Genomic DNA, 15615 nt, shown 5'->3' on the forward strand with positions numbered 1-15615 from the left:
CACAAAAATGCGCTTACTCCATACTATGCTCCGCGTGGGCAATCTCGAAAAATCCCTCGATTTCTACCAAAACGTTTTGGGTATGAAACTGCTCCGCCGAAAAGATTATCCCGAGGGCAGATTTACTCTTGCCTTCGTCGGTTACGGCGACGAAACCGACAGCACGGTTTTGGAGCTGACGCACAACTGGGATACGGAACGATACGACTTGGGCAACGCCTACGGACACATCGCGATTGAAGTGGACGATGCCTACAAAGCCTGCGAACGTGTGAAGCGGCAGGGCGGAAACATCGTCCGCGAAGCCGGCCCGATGAAACACGGCACAACTGTGATAGCCTTCGTCGAAGACCCCGACGGATACAAAATCGAGTTCATTCAAAAGAAAAGCGGCGACGATTCGGTTGCCTATCAAACTGCCTGATACCGCCGCCGCCAATGCCGTCTGAAGCCTTTAGGGGGTTCAGACGGCATTTTGTTGCCGGCGGCCTGCTGTTTGAGCCTGTGCCGGGTCAAACTTTATCCGTTACACCGATAAGGCAAAAAAAGATGCCGTCTGAAACGGCATCCTTGATCTGCGAAAGGGCAGTTGGGAATCAAATACCCAATTCCTGCGCCAATGCTTGGGCACGTTTGAGTACGTCGCCTTCCGCTTCTTCCAGCAATTCCTGCACTGTCTCGGCAGCGGCATCGCGGTCGCCGATTTCGAGATACATTTTGGCAAGGTCGTATTTCGCTTTGGACGGTGCGTCAGAACCCACAGATTCCGAAGTGAAACCGGTATCTGCATTATTTGGGATATTCTCTTCCGCAAGGGAAATGCTCCAATCTACCGTTTCTTTTTCCCCGTCTTTCAGGAAGTCGGGCAAAGCGTCTGCTTCAGAGGTGTTGGAATCAGGCGTTTCCAAAGTGATTTCCGCTGCATTTTCCTCAACGGCCGGTGCTTCGGCAGGTTGCAGCAGCGCGGACAAATCGTCGGCAACGGTGTGGAAGTCGGGCGTTTTATCAACGGTTTCCTCTGCTTTTTCCTCAACAGCCGGTGCTTCAAATTTCTCAACGGCAGGTGTTTCAAAAGGTTGCAGCAGCGCGGACAAATCGTCTGCGGTGGCGTTGAAATCAGGTATTTCGGCAACGGCTTCTGCTGCGGTTTCCCCAACATCAGGCGTTTCAAACGGTTGCAGTAGCGCGGACAAATCATCGGCAACAGTTTCCGTTACATTGTCCTCAACAGCCGGTGCTTCAGCAGGTTGCAACAGTGCGGACAAATCGTCTGCGGTGGTGTTGAAATCGGGCGTTTCAGGCGCAGTTTCCGCGACGGCATCGGTTTCGTACACTTTCAGGAAATCGTGCAACTCTTCCGGTGTTTGGACTTCGGCAACTGTTTTTTCCAAGATGGTTTCGGGCGAGGAAGCTTTCAGGAAGCCTGCCAGTCCGGAGGGTGCGGCAGGTTTTGCGGAAGCTGTTTCTTCTGTGCCGATATGGTTGTTTGAGAACAGGTTGTTGTAGAAATCGGTATCGACGGTTTCCGGTTTGTTTTCGGCAGTTTGGGCGACAGATTCCGGTTTGGGCGTGTCGATGACGATTTTGACAGGGTTGTACGGGTTGAAGGTCTCGGGCTCGTACACGCTGTCTGTGGATTCGATTTTGTTCCAATCGGCATCCGCGCGTTTTTGGGTTTCTTCATCCTGCGTAAGTGCGCCGGACAAAATGCCGTTTTGTGCGGCTGCCAAGCTGTCGAAATCCAAGTCGATGCGGTTGGAAGGCGTATCGGTTTCGACATCGAACGTTTGTTTTGCCGATAACTCTTCTTCAGATTCCCCATCTAAGGCAAGTGTGTCGTTTACATCGTTTTTCGGAGCGGGCTCGGGCGTTGCCGGAGTTTCGACTTCGGCAAAGGTGATTTCTATGCCGTCGTCTGCCGCGTCGTCAAGGTCAAGCTCTTTTTCAGGGACGGATTCTTCGGTACGGCGCGCGCGTTTGGATTGGGCAAGGCGCAAAAGCAGCAGCAGGGCAATTAATGCCGCGCCTCCGCCGGCAAGCAGCAAGGTGTACGAACCGCCGAACAGACCGTCAAACAGTCCGCTTTCGGTTTCTTCTTCGGCAGGAACCTGTTCGACAGGTTCGGCAACGGGTTCGGCGGCAACTTCACTGGCTGTTTCCGCAATAGGTTCGGAAACGGCGTTGCCGATTTCGTCGGTCGGCGTGTCGATGGCAGAAGCGGCGGCTTCTTGAGGGGCGGATTCGGCAGCAGTTTCCGATGCGGCAGTATTTGCAGCGGGTACAGGTTCGGGTTGGCGTTCTGTCGCCGAAGCCGGAGTTTCGGACGCTGCGGGTTTGGGTTCGGGTCGAACGGCCGGTTTTTCCGCTTTTGCTTCGGGCGCGGCAACTTTTGCTTCAGGTTTTTCGACAGGTTTCTCTATCGGTTTCTCTACCGTTGCCTGTTTGGACGGTTCAGACGGCATGGATGCGGTTTCGGCTTTGGGTTTCGCCGTTTGCAGCTTGGGTTGTTCCGCTTTGATTTTTTTGGGTGCTGCCGCTTTGATCCTATTCAGATTCGGAATGTGAAGCACGCTGCCCGCGCGCAGTTTGCCGTGTGCGGAAACATTTGGGTTTGCCTTCAGCAGCGCGTCGGCGGTTTGTGCGGCAGTCAGATGTTTCGGACGGATGGCGGCGGCAATCTGTTTGAGCGTTTCGCCTTTGCGGACGGTATGGGTTTTGCCGTTATGCGCCGGTTTGACGGCTGCGTTCGCGCTGTCTTTTTTATCAGTTTTGCGGAGGGCTTTGGCGTTTTGATTTTCTTGGGACTCTGCTGTCGGAGCGGTTTTGCGGTGTGTCTTGCCGCCTGAAAGTGCAGATTTGGTTTTGGGCGAGTAGCCGACAGGATCGAGGATGGCGGTGTATTCGCGTACCTGCGCGCCTGCACCGATGCGGAACACCAGGACGGGATCGCGGACTGCGTGTGCGGAGGAAACGGTAATGACGGCCTTATCCCCGAGCTTGCGGACTTTGGCGGTCAGGCTTTTTTCGGAAACGGTAACGCTTCCGCCGCCTAGCAGGGCTTTGGCTTCTTCGCCGGTTACGGTAATGCTGCCGGAAAAAGGTTCGTCAAGGTTGGAACGGACATCCAGCCCGCTGAGCCCCGCGTGCGCCTGTAAGGATGCGGCAAGTGCGACGGAGGCGGCAATCAGTTTGATTCGTCTGTTGTTTTTCAAGATTTATCCCCTGTGGTTCGGCGGCGGGATGCGACCCTGCCGCGTACAGTCTGTAAATTTCGTCATCAGGCATCGGCAATACGGACGATAGGGTGCGGATAGGCAGAGGTCCCGGCCGAAGCTGTATTTTAAAGCCAATTTTACAAATTATGTCATATCTTCATCTTTTTTCAAAAACATCTGTGCATATTTGCATCGTCCGAAATAAAATTTGTCGGTTTTGCAGGTGCAAAAACAGGGTTCTGCCTGTATGATTAGCGATTATTTGATTTGCTTTATCATTTGGATATGAAATTCGTCAGCGACCTTTTTTCCGTCATCCTGTTTTTCGCCACTTATACCGTTACCAAAAACATGATTGCCGCTACGGCGGTCGCATTGGTTGCCGGTGTGGTTCAGGCGGCTTTTCTGTATTGGAAATATAAAAAGCTGGATACGATGCAGTGGGTCGGATTGGTGCTGATTGTCGTATTCGGCGGCGCAACCATTGTTTTGGGCGACAGCCGCTTCATTATGTGGAAGCCGACGGTATTGTTCTGGTGCGGGGCGTTATTCCTGCTGGGCAGCCACCTTGCGGGTAAAAACGGCTTGAAGGCGAGTATCGGCAGGGAAATCTCACTTCCGGATGCCGTATGGGCGAAATTGACTTATATGTGGGTCGGTTTTCTGATTTTTATGGGTATTGCCAACTGGTTTGTGTTTACCAGGTTTGAAGCGCAATGGGTCAACTATAAGATGTTCGGTTCGACTGCGCTGATGCTTGTTTTCTTTATTATTCAGGGTATTTATCTGAGTACCTATCTGAAAAAGGAGGATTGACTGTGGAATATTTTATGTTGCTGGCAACAGACGGGGAGGATGTGCACGAGGCGCGTATGGCGGCACGTCCCGAACACCTCAAACGGCTGGAGACGCTGAAGTCGGAAGGTCGGCTGTTGACGGCAGGCCCAAACCCGCTGCCGGATAATCCCGAACGTGTTTCGGGCAGTCTGATTGTGGCGCAGTTCGAGTCTTTGGATGCGGCGCAGGCTTGGGCGGAAGACGATCCCTATGTTCATGCAGGCGTGTATAGCGAAGTGCTGATCAAGCCGTTTAAAGCGGTGTTCAAATAATGCCGGCCGTCGATTTGATCCGCGAACGCCTGCAGACGCTCGATCCTCTGGTGTTGGAAATCGGCGATGAGAGCCATTTGCACAAAGGACACGCGGGCAATACCGGCGGCGGACATTATGCCGTTTTGGTCGTCAGCGGCCGTTTTGAAGGCGTAAGCCGCCTGAACCGTCAGAAAACGGTCAAATCGCTGCTCAAAGATTTGTTTTCAGACGGCATGATTCACGCGCTCGGCATCCGGGCGGCTGCCCCTGACGAGTATTTCCATACGGCGGACTGAATGAAGTCTGCCCGAACATTTCAATTTAAAATTTAAAGAGAGAAGATTATGAAAGCAAAAATCCTGACTTCCGTTGCACTGCTTGCCTGTTCAGGCAGCCTGTTTGCCCAAACACTGGCAACCGTCAACGGTCAAAAAATCGACAGTTCCGTCATCGATGCGCAGGTTGCCGCATTCCGTGCGGAAAACAGCCGTGCCGAAGACACGCCGCAACTGCGCCAATCCCTGCTGGAAAACGAAGTGGTCAACACCGTGGTCGCGCAGGAAGTCAAACGTTTGAAACTCGACCAGTCGGCAGAGTTTAAAGACGCGCTTGCCAAATTGCGTGCCGAAGCGAAAAAGTCGGGCGACGACAAGAAACCGTCCTTCAAAACCGTTTGGCAGGCGGTAGAATATGGCTTGAACGGCGAGGCATACGCGCTGCATATCGCCAAAACCCAACCGGTTTCCGAGCAGGAAGTAAAAACCGCATATGATAATATCAGCGGTTTTTACAAAGGTACGCAGGAAATTCAGTTGGGCGAAATCCTGACCGACAAGGAAGAAAATGCGAAAAAAGCGGTTGCCGATCTGAAGGCGAAAAAAGGTTTCGATGCTGTTTTGAAACAATATTCCCTCAACGACCATACCAAACAGACCGGCGCGCCGGTTGGATATGTGCCGCTGAAAGATTTGGAACAGGGTGTTCCGCCGCTTTATCAGGCAATTAAGGACTTGAAAAAAGGCGAATTTACGGCAACGCCGCTGAAAAACGGCGATTTCTACGGCGTTTATTATGTTAACGACCGCCGCGATGTGAAAGTGCCTTCCTTTGACGAAATGAAGGAGCAGATTGCCGGCAACCTTCAAGCGGAACGGATTGACCGTGCCGTCGGTGCGCTGTTGGGCAAGGCAGACATCAAACCTGCAAAATAATCTGAAAACGGGATACGGAGGCAAAACGTTCAGACAGGCGTTTTGCCGCCGCACAGGACAGGGAATACCATGAAACAGAAAAAAACCGCTGCCGCAGTTATTGCTGCAATGTTGGCAGGTTTTGCGGCAGCCAAAGCACCCGAAATCGACCCGGCTTTGGTGGATATGCTGGTGGCGCAGATCATGCAGCAGGCAGACCGGCATGCGGAGCAGACCCAAAAACCGGACGGACAGGCTGTCCGAAACGATGCCGTCCGCCGGCTGCAAACTTTGGAAGTTTTGAAAAACAGGGCATTGAAGGAAGGTTTGGATAAGGATAAGGATGTCCAAAACCGCTTTAAAATCACCGAAGCGTCTTTTTATGCCGAGGAGTACGTCCGTTTTCTGGAACGTTCGGAAACGGTTTCCGAAGACGAGCTGCACAAGTTTTACGAACAGCAAATCCGTATGATCAAATTGCAGCAGGTCAACTTTGCCACTGAAGAAGAGGCGCGTCAGGCGCAGCAGCTTCTGCTGAAGGGCTTGTCTTTTGAAGGATTAATGAAACGTTATCCGAACAACGAGCAGGCGTTTGACGGTTTCATTATGGCGCAGCAGCTTCCCGAGCCGCTGGCTTCCCGGTTTGCCGCGATGAATCGGGGCGACGTTACCCGCAATCCGGTCAAATTGGGCGAACGCTATTATCTGTTCAAACTCAGCGAGGTTGGGAAAAACCCCGACGCGCAACCTTTCGAGTTGGTCAGAAACCAATTGGAGCAGGGTTTGAGACAAGAAAAAGCCCGCTTGAAAATCGATGCCCTTTTGGAAGAAAACGGTGTCAAACCGTAATGGCATTTCCGATACCGATGCCGTCTGAAGCCTTTTCAGACGGCATTGCACGTTCAGGTAAGGAGGACGGCTTATGCGTGCGGTCATACAGAAAACGACGGGTGCGAAGGTAGATGTCGTGTCTGAAAACGGCACGGAAACCTGCGGCAAAATTGACGGCGGGTTTGTCGTGTTGCTCGGTGTAACACATGATGATACCGAGAAAGATGCGCAATATATTGCCGACAAAATTGCCCATTTGCGCGTGTTTGAAGACGAAGCGGGCAAGCTGAACCTGTCTTTGAAAGATGTCGGCGGCTCCGTGCTGCTGGTGTCGCAGTTTACGCTTTATGCCGATGCGGCAAGCGGGCGGCGGCCTTCGTTTTCGCAAGCCGCACCTGCAGAACAGGCGCAGCAGCTTTACCTGCGAACGGCGGAACTGTTGCGCGGACACGGAATTCATGTCGAAACAGGGCGTTTCCGCACGCATATGCAGGTGTCGCTCTGCAACGACGGGCCGGTAACCATACTGCTGGACTCTTTCATGACGCGGATTTCCCCAAAAATGAAGGTTGTTCCGGATTGAAATTGAATCCGCAATGATGAAATATCGACAATGAACGACAACACGCAAACCCTTCCTCCCCGCCGCCTGTCCGTCGCCCCGATGTTGGACTGGACGGACAGGCACTACCGTTATATGGCGCGCCAGATTACCCGCAATACTTGGCTGTACAGCGAAATGGTCAACGCCGGCGCGATTGTTTACGGCGACAAAGACCGCTTTTTGATGTTTAACGAAGGCGAGCAGCCCGTCGCCCTGCAACTGGGCGGCAGCGATCCGTCCGATTTGGCGAAAGCCGCCAAAGCTGCCGAAGCATACGGCTACAACGAGGTCAACCTCAACTGCGGCTGCCCCAGTCCGCGCGTGCAGAAAGGCGCGTTCGGCGCGTGTCTGATGAACGAAGTCGGGCTGGTTGCCGACTGCCTCAACGCGATGCAGGACGCGGTCGGCATTCCCGTTACCGTCAAACACCGCATCGGTGTGGACAGGCAGACCGAATACCAAACCGTTGCCGATTTCGTCGGCACGCTGCGTGACAAAACCGCCTGCAAAACCTTCATCGTCCACGCCCGCAACGCATGGCTGGACGGACTTTCTCCCAAAGAAAACCGCGACGTTCCGCCCTTGAAATACGATTACGTTTACCGCCTCAAGCAGGAGTTTCCCGAGCTGGAAATCATCATCAACGGCGGTATTACCACCAACGAAGCAATCGCCGGACACCTGCAACACGTTGACGGCGTGATGGTCGGGCGCGAGGCGTACCACAACCCGATGGTGATGCACGAATGGGACAGACTGTTTTACGGCGATACCCGCAGCCCGATTGAATACGCCGATTTGGTGCAACGCCTCTACACATACAGCCAAGCCCAAATCCAAGCCGGACGCGGCACAATCTTGCGCCACATCGTCCGCCACAGCCTCGGGCTGATGCACGGCTTGAAAGGCGCGCGGACTTGGCGGCGTATGCTTTCCGACGCGACACTCTTGAAAGACAACGACGGCAGCCTGATTCTCGAAGCGTGGAAAGAAGTCGAACGGGCAAATACGCGCGAATAGGGCAGGGCTGTATGTGTGAAATGCCGTCTGAAGGCTTCAGACGGCATTTGTGCGTTTGTCGGGCGGTGTTTAGGGGGCGGTAATGGCGTGTTTCGGCACTTTGCCCATATCCCAGTGCGCCACCGCCCAGTCGAGCAGTTCGGCAGGGCGGTCGGTTTCCGGCGCATCGGGCAGCTTGAGGTAACGGAACACTTGGCGGAGGAGTTGTTCGCGGCGGTTTAAATCCAATGCGGGGGCGAGCGTCTGTTTCGACCATTTCTGCCCTTGTGCGTTGGTCAGGAGCGGCAGGTGGGCATATTGCGGTGTCGGAACGCCCAAACACTGCTGCAAATAGATTTGGCGCGGCGTAGAAACGAGCAGGTCTTGTCCGCGGACGATGTGGGTAACGCCTTGTTCGGCATCGTCGGCAACGACGGCGAGTTGGTATGCCCAGTAACCGTCTGCACGAAGCAGGACGAAATCGCCGATGTCGCCGGCGAGGTTTTGGGCGTAACCGCCGACGATGCCGTCTGAAAAGCCGATGTCGCGGTCGGGGACGCGGATGCGCCACGCAGGCTGTTTGCCTTGCGGTGCAGGGCGTTGACCGGGGTGGCGGCAGCGTCCGTTATAGACGAACCCGTCTGCGCCCCGCCTTGCCCCGGCCTGCCAGTCTTTGCGGCTGCAATGGCAGGGATAGACCAGTCCGGCGGTTTTCAGGCGGCATAGGGTTTCTTCATACAGGGCGTAACGGCGGCTCTGATAGGCGACTTCTCCGTCCCACTCGAATCCGAATGCCTCAAGCGTGTGCAGGATATGGCTTGCCGCCCCCGGCATTTCGCGCGGCGGATCGAGGTCTTCCATGCGGACCAGCCATTTGCCGCCGTTTGAGCGTGCATCGGCATAGGAAGCGACGGCGGTCAGCAGCGAGCCGATGTGGAGCAGCCCGGTCGGGCTGGGGGCAAAACGTCCTGTGTACATATCCGGTACAGCCCCTTTATTTAAGACTATTAATCAAAGCCATTATCTCATCTTTATTCAGTTCCATCCCGGGCTCTTCAAGCAAGGTTAAATCATATAGGGCATTATATTGCTCTTCGGTAGCTGAACCATCCATAAGGCCGGGCGAGAAAAAATCGAAGGCTCTATCTGCGATTCTCTCATTACTTGCATTTCTATAGTGGATTAAATTTAAATCAGGACAAGGCGACGAAGCCGCAGACAGTACAAATAGTAGGCAAGGCGAGGCAACGCTGTACTGGTTTAAATTTAATCCACTATACCAACCAGTTTCATCAATTCTGTATATGAAGAGATGGAAGTTATTTGTTTCTCAATATCTCAATAAGGGCGGCTTTGGACTGGTAGAAGTCCAAATCAAATAATGAAATGCCTAAATGTTTGCAATATTCTTCGATCATCTCCACAGTCAGCCTGTTTTTTTTGAGTCTTTCGGTATATTTTTCTGTCTGTTCAAACGGCAGCGGCGTGCCATATTCCATAAACTCGACACGACTGGTTTCTTTATGCAGCATAACATTTCTGGTTTCGCAGTCATGACGGGAAACCTGTTTGCTGCCCTCATATAGGGTAAATGAGACCGCACCGAATTCATCTTTGCCAAAATATGGGCGTAAGTACATAGTCAATAATCTGATTTTCCACAGCAAGGCTTCATACGGCACACTTGAAAAGTCTGTGCCGTTCCGATTATTGTCTATTAGCAATGACCAATCAGACTGCGTTTCCAACAATAAATATTTGGATGATCCGGTAATCTCAAGCGGATTCAAGAAATCCAATTTCTGACTGAGGGTATATTCCTCATCCAAATACGATAGTTTCGGTTTTAAATTCTGATAAAAGTCGCTTAAATCCATTAATCTTTTCAAATAGAGATCCAGTGCTTTTTCAAATGGCGCGCCAATAAAATAAAACTGTTTCAGGCTTGGATGGCCGTCTTTTGCAAGAAAAAAATCTTTGTTTACATTCATAATTTAATCCACGGTTCTTAAAATTACAATAGCATCCGGATCATTACTCAATGCTCTTGATGCATGTCCGGCTCCACGGTTCGAACTGGCGCGATCGTATTCGATATAAATTCGTTTATTAGAATCACGCAAGGTGGCTTGGACATCCGGGCGGCAGATCCCTACCCGGCACATTTGGTTGTTTACCTGCTGTTGGTTGATCCTAATATCTTTTGCACCCATTGAGCGCAAGATAGTATGGGGAGGTACCGGATCCTTAAAAATCAGATCTGAATAAATTTCATTGGGTGAAATGATTTCGAGTGCTTTTGCCATGATTCTATTTCCTTTTGTGTTGGTGGGTAATGTCGTGCATTAACTTCTTGTTGATTAATATTTTTAGGGCGAATCCTTGATATGCCGCACTGTGTCCGGTCAAAAGGGCGATGCCGTCTGAAAGCCTTTCAGACGGCATCGGGGATGAAAAGTTTAAACCAACGGTGCGAGCAGTTTTTCAAAGGCTTCTTCAAATTGTTTCAAACCGTCTTCCTGCAAACGCGCCGCCAAGGTTTCGACATCGATGCCGAGCGCGGCAATTTCGGCAAGCTGCGCTTGCGCTTCGTCCGCGCCTTCGGTCAGCGTGGCTTTGGCTGTGCCGTGGTCGATAAAGGCTTTGAGCGTGGCATCGGGAACGGTGTTGACGGTGTGCGCGCCGATCAGGCTGTCAACGTAGAGCGTGTCGGGATAGGCAGGGTTTTTCACGCCGGTAGATGCCCATAAAAGCTGCACGCGGTTTGCGCCTTGGGCTTCCAGTGCGGCAAATTCCGAGCTGCCGAAGTATTGCGCCCAGTCTTGGTAGGCGGCTTTGGCAAGGGCGATGGCGATTTTGCCTTTGAGGTGGTCGGGCAGTGTTGTGTCCAGCGCGCCGTCCACACGGGAGATGAAGAAGCTGGCGACAACTTGGATATGGGCAACGCTTTGTCCGGCTGCCAAGCGTTTGGCAATGCCGCGTGCGTAGGCGGCGTAGGCTTTGAGTGTTTGGGCGCGGGAGAACAGCAGCGTGAGGTTGACGCTGATGCCGTCTGAAACGAGGGTTTCGAGCGCATCGATGCCTGCGTCGGTGGCCGGCACTTTAATCATCGCGTTTCTGCACCCGATGGCGGCGTAGAGGCGGCGCGCTTCTTCAACCGTGCCTTGCGCGTCTTTGGATAACTCGGGCGAAACTTCGAGGCTGACGAAACCGGTTTTGCCGCCGGTGGATTCGTGTTCGGCAAGGCAAACGTCGCAGGCGGCACGCACATCGGCAACCGCCATCGTTTCGTAGCGTTGTTTCGGGGTCAGGTCTTGCTGCTTGAGGGCGGCAACCTCGTCGGCGTAAAGCGCATCGCCGGCGAAGGCTTTTTGAAAGATGGCGGGATTGGAAGTTACGCCGCACACGCCTTGTTTCAGCATTTGCGCCAATTCGCCGCTTTGCACGAGCGAGCGGGAAAGGTTGTCCAGCCAGATTTGTTGTCCTAATGCTTTAACGTCCGATAAAATAGTCATCTCTGATTCCTTTGGATGGATAGGCGGGGTTTGAAGGCTTATGCTACCCCGATTCGGAAAATTTGGGTAGTTTTATTACAGCAAAGGCGGATTGCAATGGCAGGAAACGGAAAATATCTCGATTGGGCGCGCGAAGTGCTGCACACCGAAGCGGAAGGCTTGCGCGAAATTGCGGCGGATTTGGACGAAAACTTCGCCCTTGCGACAGACGCATTGCTGCGCTGCACGGGCAGGGTCGTCATCACGGGTATGGGCAAGTCGGGACACGTCGGGCGCAAAATAGCGGCAACCATGGCTTCGACCGGCACGCCCGCGTTTTTCGTCCACCCTGCGGAAGCGGCACACGGCGATCTGGGGATGATTGTGGACAACGACGTGGTCGTCGCCATTTCCAATTCCGGCGAAAGCGACGAAATCGCCGCCATCATCCCCGCGCTCAAACGCAAAAACATTACGCTTGTCTGCATCACCGCCCGCCCCGGTTCGACGATGGCGCGTTATGCCGACATCCACATCACGGCATCGGTTTCTCAAGAAGCCTGCCCGCTGGGGCTTGCCCCGACCAGCAGCACCACCGCCGTGATGGCTTTGGGCGATGCGTTGGCGGTCGTCCTGCTGCGCGCGCGCGCGTTCACGCCCGACGATTTCGCCTTGAGCCACCCTGCCGGCAGCCTCGGCAAACGCCTGCTTTTGCGCGTTGCCGACATTATGCACAAAGGCGGCGGCCTGCCTGCCGTCCGGCTCGGCACACCTTTAAAAGAAGCCATCGTCAGCATGAGCGAGAAAGGACTGGGGATGCTGGCGGTAACGGATGCCCAAGGCCGTCTGAAAGGCGTGTTCACCGACGGCGATTTGCGCCGCCTGTTCCAACGGCGCGACAGCCTTGCCGGTCTTCAGGTGGAGGAAATGATGCATACGCAGCCCAAAACCATCTCCGCCGAACGCCTCGCCGCCGAAGCGTTGAAAGTGATGCAGGCAAACCACATCAACGGTCTTTTGGTAACCGATGCCGACGGCGTGCTGATCGGCGCGCTGAATATGCACGACCTTTTGGCGGCACGGATTGTATAAGGCGGCGCAGCCGTTTCAGACGGCATTTGTGTTAAAATATGCCGCCTGAAAACAAGGAAATCCCAATGCAGGCACTTTCTCCCGAATTACAGGCGCGCGCCGCCAAAATCAAACTGCTGATATTGGATGTGGACGGCGTTTTGACCGACGGGTGCATCTTTATCCGCGACGACGGCGAAGAAATCAAATCGTTTCACACGCTGGACGGACACGGTCTGAAAATGCTTCAGGCAAGCGGCGTGCAAACTGCGATTATCACAGGCCGGGACGCGCCCTCCGTCGGCATCCGCGTCAAACAGTTGGGCATAAATTACTATTTCAAAGGCATTCGCGACAAACGTGCCGCGTATGAAGAATTGCGCGCGCAGGCAGGCGTGGAAGAAGCCGAATGCGCCTTTGTCGGCGACGACGTGGTCGATTTGCCGGTGATGGTGCGTTGCGGATTGCCGGTTGCCGTCCCCGGCGCGCATTGGTTTGCGCGGCAACACGCCGCCTATATCACGGAACACGCGGGCGGCGCAGGCGCGGTGCGCGAAGCGTGCGACCTGATTATGCAGGCGCAAGGTACGTTGGGCGCGGCTTTGAACGGGTACATCAAATGAAAGTAAGATGGCGGTACGGAATCGCGTTCCCATTGATATTGGCGGTTGCCTTGGGCAGCCTGTCGGCATGGCTGGGGCGCATCAGCGAAGTCGAAATCGAGGAAGTCAGGCTCAATCCCGACGAACCTCAATACACAATGGGCGGCTTGGACGGCAGGCGGTTTGACGAACAGGGATACTTGAAAGAACATTTGAGCTCAAAGGGCGCGAAACAGTTTCCCGAAAGCAGCGACATCCATTTTGATTCGCCGCATCTCGTGTTCTTCCAAGAAGGCAGGTTGTTGTACGAAGTCGGCAGCGATGAAGCCGTTTACCATACCGAAAACAAACAGGTTCTTTTTAAAAACAACGTTGTGCTGACCAAAACCGCCGACGGCAAACGGCAGGCGGGTAAAGTTGAAACCGAAAAGCTGCACGTCGATACCGAATCTCAATATGCCCAAACCGATACGCCTGTCAGTTTCCAATATGGTGCATCGCACGGTCAGGCGGGCGGTATGACCTACAACCACAAAACAGGCCTGTTGAACTTCTCATCTAAAGTGAAAGCCACGATTTATGATACAAAAAATATGTAAAATTTTTGTTTTAATAGCATTTTTTTCGGCATCCCCCGCTTTTGCCCTTCAAAGCGACAGCAGGCAGCCTATTCAGATTGAGGCCGACCAAGGTTCGCTCGATCAAGCCAACCAAAGCACCACATTCAGCGGCAATGTCGTCATCAGACAGGGGACGCTCAATATTTCCGCCGCCCGCGTCAACGTAACGCGTAATGGCAAAGGCGAACAGTTTATGAAGGCCGACGGCTCACCCGTGCGCTTCAGCCAAACGTTGGACGGGGGCAAAGGGACGGTGCGTGGTCAGGCAAACAACGTTGCTTATTCGTCTGCAGGCAGCACCGTAGTCTTAACCGGTAATGCCAGAGTACAGCGCGGCGGTGATGTCGCCGAAGGCGCGGTGATTACCTACAACACCAAAACCGAAGTCTATACCATCAGCGGCAGCACAAAATCCGGCGCAAAATCCGCTTCCAAATCCGGCAGGGTCAGCGTCGTTATCCAGCCTTCGAGTACGCAAAAATCCGAATAATCCCAAAATGCCGTCTGAAACATAAACCCGGTTCGGACGGCATATGCCGTCCGAAGATATTGAAGAGATATTTATGAGCGCAAACGTAAGCCGCCTTGTTGTTCAAAACCTGCAAAAAAGTTTTAAAAAACGCCAAGTCGTTAAAAGCTTCTCCCTCGAAATCGAAAGCGGTGAAGTCGTCGGCCTGCTCGGGCCCAACGGCGCGGGTAAAACCACCAGCTTCTACATGATAGTCGGACTCATTGCCGCCGATGCGGGCAGCGTGATGCTGGACGGGCAGGAATTGCGCCACCTGCCCATACACGAACGCGCCCGCCTAGGTGTCGGCTACCTGCCGCAGGAAGCCTCGATATTCCGCAAAATGACCGTCGAACAAAACATCCGCGCCATCTTGGAAATCAGAACCAAAGATAAAAATCAAATCGACAGAGAAATCGAAAAACTGCTTGCCGACCTCAATATCGGACACTTGCGCCGCAATCCTGCGCCGTCGCTGTCCGGCGGAGAACGGCGGCGCGTCGAAATCGCCCGTGTCCTCGCCATGAAACCACGCTTCATCCTTTTGGACGAACCCTTTGCAGGTGTCGATCCCATCGCCGTCATCGATATCCAGAAAATCATCGGTTTCCTCAAATCGCGCGGTATCGGCGTATTGATTACCGACCACAACGTACGCGAAACCCTCAGCATCTGCGACCGCGCCTACATCATTTCAGACGGTGCGGTGCTGGCTTCCGGCAAGCCCGACGATCTGGTCGGCAACGAACAGGTGCGCGCCGTCTATTTGGGCGAGAACTTCAAATATTGAAGCGTTTTGCCGTCTGAAAAGCAGAATATCGCCGAACAAACGGCAAAAAACCGATTTGCACTATTTTTCTGTGAAATTAATTTAAACTTAAAACATCGACTTAGTCGGTTGGATAAAAAATATCGACAAATCCGCTTGCGTGTTGTCCCGAAATTTGGTTTAATACGCATCTCTTAACGAGACAGATAAAGGCCAGATAGCTCAGTTGGTAGAGCAACGGATTGAAAATCCGTGTGTCGGCGGTTCGATTCCGCCTCTGGCCACCAAAAAACCGCTTTAGAGCGGTTATTTTTTGCCTGCTGTTTTCGGCAGCAGTCCCGCACCGTAAATGCCTGCTATGTATGATACGGTCTTTGCGGCTGTCGGGCAGGTAAAAACCAGAAAACATATGCCGTCTGAACCGCAGTTCAGACGGCATTTCCATATCTGAAACAATCAGTCCGTATCGCTTTCAGGCAATTCTGCCGAACCCATGCGTCTGAGCACGATATTGGTTTTGTTGCGCAGGCGTTTGCTTTTCGGATGGTCGGCGTAGTAGAGCGGGGCGGGGACGCGCGCCGTCAATTTCGCCGCCTGCTGTTTGCTCAGCTTGGCGGCGGG

At 53.4% G+C, this 15615-nt stretch carries 20 protein-coding genes, 1 tRNA gene and 2 pseudogenes; 15 read left to right on the forward strand and 8 right to left on the reverse strand.

Going from position 1 to position 15615, the window contains the following annotated elements:
- The first annotated feature begins 7 nt into the window (after positions 1–7).
- Positions 8–424 (forward strand): lactoylglutathione lyase, encoded by a 417-nt coding sequence (gene gloA / locus KEM39_RS04510; RefSeq protein ID WP_211709653.1) that lies wholly within the window; start codon positions 8–10, stop codon positions 422–424.
- A 172-nt stretch (positions 425–596) separates the two neighbouring features.
- Here gloA and tspA read toward each other — a convergent pair whose 3' ends face one another.
- Positions 597–3212, reverse strand: a complete 2616-nt coding sequence (gene tspA / locus KEM39_RS04515) for a FimV/HubP family polar landmark-like protein TspA (RefSeq protein WP_118997063.1) — start codon at positions 3210–3212, stop codon at positions 597–599.
- A gap of 288 nt (positions 3213–3500) precedes the next feature.
- Between tspA and KEM39_RS04520 the strand changes: the two genes are divergently transcribed.
- From KEM39_RS04520 to dusA, 7 genes are all read left to right on the forward strand, one after another.
- On the forward strand, positions 3501–4031 hold the full coding sequence (locus KEM39_RS04520) for a septation protein A (protein ID WP_118997062.1): 531 nt from the start codon (positions 3501–3503) through the stop codon (positions 4029–4031).
- 2 nt (positions 4032–4033) lie between these two features.
- Positions 4034–4324 carry a YciI family protein gene (locus KEM39_RS04525; protein ID WP_019272089.1) on the forward strand — a complete coding sequence of 97 codons (291 nt, stop codon included), beginning with the start codon at positions 4034–4036 and terminating at the stop codon, positions 4322–4324.
- Positions 4324–4602 (forward strand): BolA family protein, encoded by a 279-nt coding sequence (locus KEM39_RS04530; protein WP_118997061.1) that lies wholly within the window; start codon positions 4324–4326, stop codon positions 4600–4602. Before KEM39_RS04525 ends, KEM39_RS04530 begins: the two co-directional genes overlap by 1 nt.
- A 48-nt stretch (positions 4603–4650) precedes the next feature.
- Entirely contained in the window at positions 4651–5517 is an 867-nt protein-coding gene (locus KEM39_RS04535; protein WP_118997060.1) for a peptidyl-prolyl cis-trans isomerase, read from the forward strand.
- A gap of 69 nt (positions 5518–5586) precedes the next feature.
- Positions 5587–6345, forward strand: coding sequence for a peptidyl-prolyl cis-trans isomerase (locus KEM39_RS04540; protein WP_118997059.1), 759 nt, complete (start codon positions 5587–5589; stop codon positions 6343–6345).
- A gap of 73 nt (positions 6346–6418) precedes the next feature.
- Positions 6419–6910, forward strand: a complete 492-nt coding sequence (dtd, locus tag KEM39_RS04545) for a D-aminoacyl-tRNA deacylase (protein ID WP_118997058.1) — start codon at positions 6419–6421, stop codon at positions 6908–6910.
- A gap of 30 nt (positions 6911–6940) precedes the next feature.
- A complete protein-coding gene (dusA, locus tag KEM39_RS04550; protein ID WP_118997057.1) occupies positions 6941–7951 on the forward strand; it encodes a tRNA dihydrouridine(20/20a) synthase DusA in 1011 nt (336 codons plus the stop codon).
- 69 nt (positions 7952–8020) lie between these two features.
- Here dusA and gluQRS read toward each other — a convergent pair whose 3' ends face one another.
- Positions 8021–8908, reverse strand: a complete 888-nt coding sequence (gene gluQRS, locus KEM39_RS04555) for a tRNA glutamyl-Q(34) synthetase GluQRS (RefSeq protein ID WP_118997056.1) — start codon at positions 8906–8908, stop codon at positions 8021–8023.
- A gap of 16 nt (positions 8909–8924) precedes the next feature.
- Positions 8925–9152 (reverse strand): hypothetical protein, encoded by a 228-nt coding sequence (locus KEM39_RS04560; RefSeq protein ID WP_118997160.1) that lies wholly within the window; start codon positions 9150–9152, stop codon positions 8925–8927.
- On the opposite strand from KEM39_RS04560, the pseudogene KEM39_RS11985 reads away from it, so the two are divergent.
- Positions 9104–9300: pseudogene (locus KEM39_RS11985) on the forward strand (IS5/IS1182 family transposase); the annotation flags it as partial. The gene KEM39_RS04560 and the pseudogene KEM39_RS11985 overlap by 49 nt on opposite strands.
- Here the strand turns inward: KEM39_RS11985 and KEM39_RS04570 are convergent.
- Genes KEM39_RS04570 through tal form a run of 4 tightly spaced genes read right to left on the reverse strand, consistent with a single transcriptional unit; the run spans position 9250 to position 11445 of the window.
- Positions 9250–9921, reverse strand: a complete 672-nt coding sequence (locus KEM39_RS04570) for a hypothetical protein (RefSeq protein WP_107862794.1) — start codon at positions 9919–9921, stop codon at positions 9250–9252. The pseudogene KEM39_RS11985 and the gene KEM39_RS04570 overlap by 51 nt on opposite strands.
- A gap of 3 nt (positions 9922–9924) precedes the next feature.
- Complete coding sequence (locus KEM39_RS04575; protein WP_118997055.1) at positions 9925–10236, reverse strand: hypothetical protein; 312 nt, start codon at positions 10234–10236, stop codon at positions 9925–9927.
- Between the two features lie 4 nt (positions 10237–10240).
- Positions 10241–10375 carry a hypothetical protein gene (locus KEM39_RS11835; RefSeq protein ID WP_257389826.1) on the reverse strand — a complete coding sequence of 45 codons (135 nt, stop codon included), beginning with the start codon at positions 10373–10375 and terminating at the stop codon, positions 10241–10243.
- Positions 10376–10389: 14 nt separating this feature from the next.
- Positions 10390–11445: a transaldolase gene (gene tal, locus KEM39_RS04580; RefSeq protein ID WP_118997054.1), complete on the reverse strand. Its 1056-nt coding sequence runs from the start codon at positions 11443–11445 to the stop codon at positions 10390–10392.
- Between the two features lie 96 nt (positions 11446–11541).
- Here tal and KEM39_RS04585 point away from each other — a divergent pair, with 96 nt between their 5' ends.
- The 6 genes from KEM39_RS04585 to KEM39_RS04610 all read left to right on the forward strand — a co-directional run bounded on the left by KEM39_RS04585 (position 11542) and on the right by KEM39_RS04610 (position 15281).
- Positions 11542–12516 (forward strand): KpsF/GutQ family sugar-phosphate isomerase, encoded by a 975-nt coding sequence (locus KEM39_RS04585; RefSeq protein ID WP_118997053.1) that lies wholly within the window; start codon positions 11542–11544, stop codon positions 12514–12516.
- A gap of 65 nt (positions 12517–12581) precedes the next feature.
- Positions 12582–13118: a KdsC family phosphatase gene (locus tag KEM39_RS04590; protein ID WP_019272098.1), complete on the forward strand. Its 537-nt coding sequence runs from the start codon at positions 12582–12584 to the stop codon at positions 13116–13118.
- Positions 13115–13696: an LPS export ABC transporter periplasmic protein LptC gene (gene lptC / locus KEM39_RS04595; RefSeq protein ID WP_211709654.1), complete on the forward strand. Its 582-nt coding sequence runs from the start codon at positions 13115–13117 to the stop codon at positions 13694–13696. Before KEM39_RS04590 ends, lptC begins: the two co-directional genes overlap by 4 nt.
- On the forward strand, positions 13677–14207 hold the full coding sequence (lptA, locus tag KEM39_RS04600; protein WP_025458281.1) for a lipopolysaccharide transport periplasmic protein LptA: 531 nt from the start codon (positions 13677–13679) through the stop codon (positions 14205–14207). Before lptC ends, lptA begins: the two co-directional genes overlap by 20 nt.
- Positions 14208–14280: 73 nt before the next feature.
- On the forward strand, positions 14281–15015 hold the full coding sequence (gene lptB, locus KEM39_RS04605) for an LPS export ABC transporter ATP-binding protein (RefSeq protein ID WP_025458280.1): 735 nt from the start codon (positions 14281–14283) through the stop codon (positions 15013–15015).
- A gap of 190 nt (positions 15016–15205) precedes the next feature.
- Positions 15206–15281: transfer RNA gene (locus tag KEM39_RS04610), tRNA-Phe, on the forward strand.
- A 169-nt stretch (positions 15282–15450) separates the two neighbouring features.
- On the opposite strand, the pseudogene KEM39_RS04615 reads toward KEM39_RS04610, so the two are convergent.
- Positions 15451–15615, reverse strand: a pseudogene (locus KEM39_RS04615) (monofunctional biosynthetic peptidoglycan transglycosylase); the annotation flags it as partial.

Source organism: Neisseria sp. Marseille-Q1983 (genome assembly GCF_018224585.1).
In the GTDB taxonomy this organism is placed as follows: domain Bacteria; phylum Pseudomonadota; class Gammaproteobacteria; order Burkholderiales; family Neisseriaceae; genus Neisseria; species Neisseria polysaccharea.

Excerpts from the sequence above, each read along its gene's own strand:
- gloA (WP_211709653.1), top strand. The coding sequence starts at position 8 with ATGCGCTTACTCCATACTATGCTCCGCGTGGGCAATCTCGAAAAATCC.
- KEM39_RS04520 (WP_118997062.1), top strand. The coding sequence starts at position 3,501 with ATGAAATTCGTCAGCGACCTTTTTTCCGTCATCCTGTTTTTCGCCACT.
- KEM39_RS04530 (WP_118997061.1), top strand. The coding sequence starts at position 4,324 with ATGCCGGCCGTCGATTTGATCCGCGAACGCCTGCAGACGCTCGATCCT.
- KEM39_RS04535 (WP_118997060.1), top strand. The coding sequence starts at position 4,651 with ATGAAAGCAAAAATCCTGACTTCCGTTGCACTGCTTGCCTGTTCAGGC.
- KEM39_RS04540 (WP_118997059.1), top strand. The coding sequence starts at position 5,587 with ATGAAACAGAAAAAAACCGCTGCCGCAGTTATTGCTGCAATGTTGGCA.
- dtd (WP_118997058.1), top strand. The coding sequence starts at position 6,419 with ATGCGTGCGGTCATACAGAAAACGACGGGTGCGAAGGTAGATGTCGTG.
- dusA (WP_118997057.1), top strand. The coding sequence starts at position 6,941 with ATGAACGACAACACGCAAACCCTTCCTCCCCGCCGCCTGTCCGTCGCC.
- gluQRS (WP_118997056.1), bottom strand. The coding sequence starts at position 8,908 with ATGTACACAGGACGTTTTGCCCCCAGCCCGACCGGGCTGCTCCACATC.
- KEM39_RS04570 (WP_107862794.1), bottom strand. The coding sequence starts at position 9,921 with ATGAATGTAAACAAAGATTTTTTTCTTGCAAAAGACGGCCATCCAAGC.
- KEM39_RS04575 (WP_118997055.1), bottom strand. The coding sequence starts at position 10,236 with ATGGCAAAAGCACTCGAAATCATTTCACCCAATGAAATTTATTCAGAT.
- KEM39_RS11835 (WP_257389826.1), bottom strand. The coding sequence starts at position 10,375 with ATGCCGTCTGAAAGGCTTTCAGACGGCATCGCCCTTTTGACCGGACAC.
- tal (WP_118997054.1), bottom strand. The coding sequence starts at position 11,445 with ATGACTATTTTATCGGACGTTAAAGCATTAGGACAACAAATCTGGCTG.
- KEM39_RS04585 (WP_118997053.1), top strand. The coding sequence starts at position 11,542 with ATGGCAGGAAACGGAAAATATCTCGATTGGGCGCGCGAAGTGCTGCAC.
- KEM39_RS04590 (WP_019272098.1), top strand. The coding sequence starts at position 12,582 with ATGCAGGCACTTTCTCCCGAATTACAGGCGCGCGCCGCCAAAATCAAA.
- lptC (WP_211709654.1), top strand. The coding sequence starts at position 13,115 with ATGAAAGTAAGATGGCGGTACGGAATCGCGTTCCCATTGATATTGGCG.
- lptA (WP_025458281.1), top strand. The coding sequence starts at position 13,677 with ATGATACAAAAAATATGTAAAATTTTTGTTTTAATAGCATTTTTTTCG.
- lptB (WP_025458280.1), top strand. The coding sequence starts at position 14,281 with ATGAGCGCAAACGTAAGCCGCCTTGTTGTTCAAAACCTGCAAAAAAGT.